The 4,164-nt window shown below is 75.3% G+C and carries 4 protein-coding genes and 1 pseudogene; all 5 read right to left on the minus strand.

The window, feature by feature from the left end; all coding sequences use genetic code 11:
- Positions 1–139 precede the first annotated feature (139 nt).
- Complete coding sequence (locus ACFE60_RS18020; RefSeq protein ID WP_375390232.1) at positions 140–1,009, minus strand: oxidoreductase; 870 nt, start codon at positions 1,007–1,009, stop codon at positions 140–142.
- A 42-nt stretch (positions 1,010–1,051) separates the two neighbouring features.
- A complete protein-coding gene (locus ACFE60_RS18025) occupies positions 1,052–2,104 on the minus strand; it encodes a VIT1/CCC1 family protein (protein WP_375390233.1) in 1,053 nt (350 codons plus the stop codon).
- Positions 2,101–2,952 (minus strand): MSMEG_6728 family protein, encoded by an 852-nt coding sequence (locus ACFE60_RS18030; RefSeq protein WP_375390234.1) that lies wholly within the window; start codon positions 2,950–2,952, stop codon positions 2,101–2,103. The genes ACFE60_RS18025 and ACFE60_RS18030 overlap by 4 nt, the downstream gene beginning before the upstream one ends.
- Before the next feature lie 31 nt (positions 2,953–2,983).
- On the minus strand, positions 2,984–3,904 hold the full coding sequence (locus ACFE60_RS18035; protein ID WP_375390235.1) for a siderophore-interacting protein: 921 nt from the start codon (positions 3,902–3,904) through the stop codon (positions 2,984–2,986).
- Positions 3,905–3,938: 34 nt separating this feature from the next.
- Positions 3,939–4,164 (minus strand): annotated as a pseudogene (locus tag ACFE60_RS18040) (ATP-dependent helicase); the annotation flags it as partial.

A 4,164-nucleotide genomic window follows, 5' to 3' on the forward strand; every position in this document is an offset into this window, starting at 1 on the left:
TTCCGCGCGGACGGGGCCAGGCACGTCTTCGGCCCCGCGTTCGGCAGCCAGGTCGAGATCCGCCTCGTCCGCTGAGCGAGTCCGTTGTGAAGGAACTTCTGCGACGAAGGAGCAGAAGTTCCTTCACAACGGAAACGGGTCAGCCGGCGATGGCGTCGAGGCGCGCGACGGCCTCCGCCGGCAGCGTGAGGGACGCGGCGGCGACGTTGTCGCGCAGGTGCGCCACCGACGAGGTGCCGGGGATCAGCAGGACGTTCGGCGAGCGCTGCAGCAGCCAGGCCAGCGCGACGGCCATCGGCGTCGCCTCCAGTCCGGCGGCGACCTCCTGCAGCGCATCCGACTGGATGGGGCTGAAGCCGCCCAGCGGGAAGTAGGGCACGTACGCGATCTCCTCGTCGGCCAGCAGGTCGACGACCCGATCGTCGGCCCGGTTCGCGAGGTTGTACAGGTTCTGCACGCAGACGATCGGCGCGATCGTCCTGGCCTCCGCGATCTGCTCGGCGTCGACGTTGCTGACCCCGAGCTCGCGGATCAGCCCCTGCTCCCGCAGCTCGGCGAGCGCCTCGAACTGCCGCGCGATCGTGCCAGCGGTCGGTCCGGACTGGCCGCCCATCCGCAGGTTGACGACGTCCAGCGCCTCCACGCCCAGCCGCTGCAGGTTGTCGTGCACCTGCTGCACGAGGTCCTCGGGCTCGCGGGCGGGCGGCCAGCCGCCCTTCGCGTCACGGCGGGCGCCCACCTTCGTGACGACGACGAGGTCGTCGCGGTACGGCGACAGCGCCTCCCGGATCAGCTCGTTCGTCACGTGCGGGCCGTAGAAGTCGGCGGTGTCGATGTGCCGGATTCCCAGGTCGACGGCGGTGCGGAGCACGGCGAGCGCCTCGTCCCGGTCCTTCGGCGGCCCGAACACCCGGGGGCCCGCCAGCTGCATCGCGCCGTAGCCGACGCGCGGCACCTCGCGGTCGCCGAGCCGGAAGGAGCCACCGAGGGCGGAGGGGGTCGTCGTCATGTCACCCACCCTGCCGCGCCATCCTGGACGCGATGACCCGCGTCAGATCCCGGCGGCGCGGAACACCAGCCCGAGGAGCGTCGTCACCGCGGCGGCCCCGTACCCGATCAGCAGCTGGCGCAGCGCCCGGGGCAGCATCGGTGCGCCGGAGAGCACCCCGACGACCGCGCCGGAGGCGAGCAGCGCGAGCCCGACGAGCCCGGCCGCGAGCACCACGGCGAGCGCCCCCGACAGCCCGATCAGGTACGGGAGGATCGGGATCAGCGCGCCGGAGGCGAAGAAGGCGAAGCTCGACAGCGCGACGCCGAACGGGGTGCCGACGGTCTCCACGTCGACGTCGTCCGCGGGCAGCCTCGGGGACTCCCGCTCGCGCAGCACCTCGCCGGCGGCGGCCTCCGCGTCCGCCTCCGTCATGCCCCTGGCGCGGAAGACCAGCGCGACCTCGTTCCGGTCGAAGTCGATGCGCGTCAGCGCGTCGGCGGACTGCGGCGACGGCGTCGAGGCGGCGAGCAGCTCGCGCTGCGAGGAGACGGACACGTACTCGCCCGCGCCCATGGACAGCGCGCCCGCCAGCAGGCCGGCGATCCCGGTGACGAGCACGAGAGCGGCGTCCGCGCCGGCGGCGCCGACGCCGAGTACCAGCGCGAGGTTGGACACGAGCCCGTCGTTGGCCCCGAACACGGCGGCGCGGAAGGTGCCGGAGATGCGGGCGCGGCCGCGCATCGCGAGGGAGCGCACGACCTCCTCGTGGATCCGCTCGTCGGCGGCCATCCGCGGGGTCGCGTCCGCCTCGTCCTCGTAGGGCGAGCGCCCCTCGGCCCGCTGCAGCAGCGCGAGCACGAACACGGACCCGAACCGGCGGGCGAGCAGGCCGAGGAGGCGGGTGCGCAGGCCGACCCGGGTGGGCCGGTCCGCCTCCGTGCCGAGCAGCGCGACCCAGTGCTGCTCGTGACGCCCCTCCGCCTCGGCGAGCTCGAGCAGGATGTCGCGGTCGGCGCCGGTGCGGCGGGAGGCGAGGTCGCGGTACACGAGGGCCTCGGCGCGCTCGTCGGCCAGGTAGCCGCGCCACCGCCTGACCTGCTCGCGACTCGTCATCGCTCCGCGTCCCCGGGGTCGCCGAGCGGCGCCGCCAGCTGCACGGGGAAGAACCGCCGCGGGCTCTGCAGCGCGGCGGGCACCGGCAGCGCGCGCCGGTCGAGCCCGCCCTCGAACCGCGCCGCGACCGCCGTGCACCCGACCCCGTCGACGGTCGCGGGCGCCGCGTCGCCGGTGACCGCGGCGAGGTGGAGCCGGTCCGGCTGCCCGGTGGCCAGCACGCCGACGACGACGCCGGGCCGCAGCTCGTCCTCGAAGGCGCGCAGCTGGTGCCGCCAGGCCGGCGTCACCTTGCCGCGCGCGTCGGCGGCGGGCAGCCCGAGCAGCCCGGCGGTGCGCCACGGCTCGAGCGCGTCGACCCGCAGCACCCACAGGTCGTTCCCCAGCGGCGGCTCGAGCGCCGCCGCGCCGCTCGGCCACACGTAGTCGAGGTCCTCGAGGGTGCCCGGGAACAGCGGGCGGTAGTACTCGGGCGCCTTCGCGATCAGGCGCGAGCGGTGGCTCTCGTGCACAGCGGGATCCCCGATCCACGAAGGCAGCAGGCCGTCGTCGGCGAGCCGCTCCTGCGGGACGCCCGCCACCTGCGGCGCGAACTCGAGCAGCTGGTCGCCGACGGTGTCCGTGTAGCCGCGGTCGGTCCAGGCGCGCACAGTCGCGAGCCCGTACGCGGTCAGCGCGGGGACGTGCCTGCGCCACATCGCGGTCACCGGGTGCCGCTGCCAGCCGTACGTCGGCACGACCAGGGCCCGCAGCACCTGGAGGGTCTCGACGCGCTGCTTCCCGAGCCTCGCCTGGTCCAGCACCCGGGCGCTCTCGTCGAACGAGGGGTACGGCAGGAAGGTCTGCATCGCGGCCGAGCCTAGGGGCCGCCTCCGACGGTCAGCTCCCCTCGGCCCTGCCGCGGCGCCAGTACCCCATGAAGGCCACCGACCGCCGATCGACGCCGAGCTCGGCGACCAGCAGGCGTCGCAGCGCCTTGATCACCCCGGCCTCGCCCGCGAGCCAGGCGTAGAGGGGGCCGTCGCCCCCCTCCGGCACCTCCCACAGCAGCCCGACGTCGACGTCGACGTCCTCGGGCTCCTCGCCGACGGCGGTCGTGACCAGCCGCGGCGCGGTCTCGCGCACCGCCGCGGCCAGCAGCGAGCCGATGGGCGCGGAGCCGCGGACCAGCACGCGGACCTCCACACCGGGATGCGCCGGCAGCTGCGTCCCGTCGTCCCCGCTCGGCACCTCGACCAGCGCGACGCCGCGCACGCCGAGCGGCAGCGCCTCGAGGATGCGGGCGATCGCCGGCAGGGCGGTCTCGTCCCCGGCGACCAGCACCCGGCGCGCGGCGGGCGGGAGCCGGAAGTCGATGCCGCCTCCGGAGGTGGCGGCGCGGACGTTCGGCCCGCACAGCACCGCCTCGTCCCCCTCCCGGCAGCCGGCCGCGAACCGGCCGGCGGGCCCGGACGGCTCGTGGAGCACGAGGTCGACGTCCACCTCCCGCGCCGCAGGGCGGACTGCGCGGGTCGTGTAGGTCCGGATGACCGGCCGGCGCTCGTCCGGCAGCCCGCGCCAGGCGCCGTACCAGTCGTCGACGAATCGCAGGTCGTCGAGCGACCCCGCCTCCCCCGGCAGGATCAGCTTGATGCGCTGGTCGAGCCCGGGATCGGCGAACCGGTCGAGCGTCGGCCCGGTGAAGGTGAGGCGCACGAACCCGGCTGACAGGCGCTCGCGCCGCGCGACCCGCACCCGGTGCAGGAGGAAGGGCGCGTCGGGCGACTGCGTGTCGGGCTGCGAGACGGCGAGCGGCGGCATGAGGTAAGGCTAACCTCACCTCGCTCGGCGTGCGTCAGCCCGCGATGCGCTTCCGCAGCAGCTCGATTCGCTGCTGCAGCTGCTCCTCCGTCGCCTGCGCGACCGCGGGACCGCCGCACGCCCGCCGCAGCTCGGTGTGGATCGCCCCGTGCGGCGTGTTCGTCCGATGCGACCAGAGGCCGACCAGGTCCTGCAGCCGCTGCCGCTGCTGCTTCAGGCGCTTGTGCATCGGGATGTCCGCGAGGCGCTGCTCGGCCGGC

The organism is uncultured Amnibacterium sp., assembly GCF_964245895.1.
Lineage (GTDB): Bacteria > Actinomycetota > Actinomycetes > Actinomycetales > Microbacteriaceae > Amnibacterium.

Coding starts and splice junctions, on each gene's coding strand:
- ACFE60_RS18030 (WP_375390234.1), bottom strand. CDS start 2,952: ATGCAGACCTTCCTGCCGTACCCCTCGTTCGACGAGAGCGCCCGGGTG.
- ACFE60_RS18020 (WP_375390232.1), bottom strand. CDS start 1,009: ATGACGACGACCCCCTCCGCCCTCGGTGGCTCCTTCCGGCTCGGCGAC.
- ACFE60_RS18025 (WP_375390233.1), bottom strand. CDS start 2,104: ATGACGAGTCGCGAGCAGGTCAGGCGGTGGCGCGGCTACCTGGCCGAC.
- ACFE60_RS18035 (WP_375390235.1), bottom strand. CDS start 3,904: ATGCCGCCGCTCGCCGTCTCGCAGCCCGACACGCAGTCGCCCGACGCG.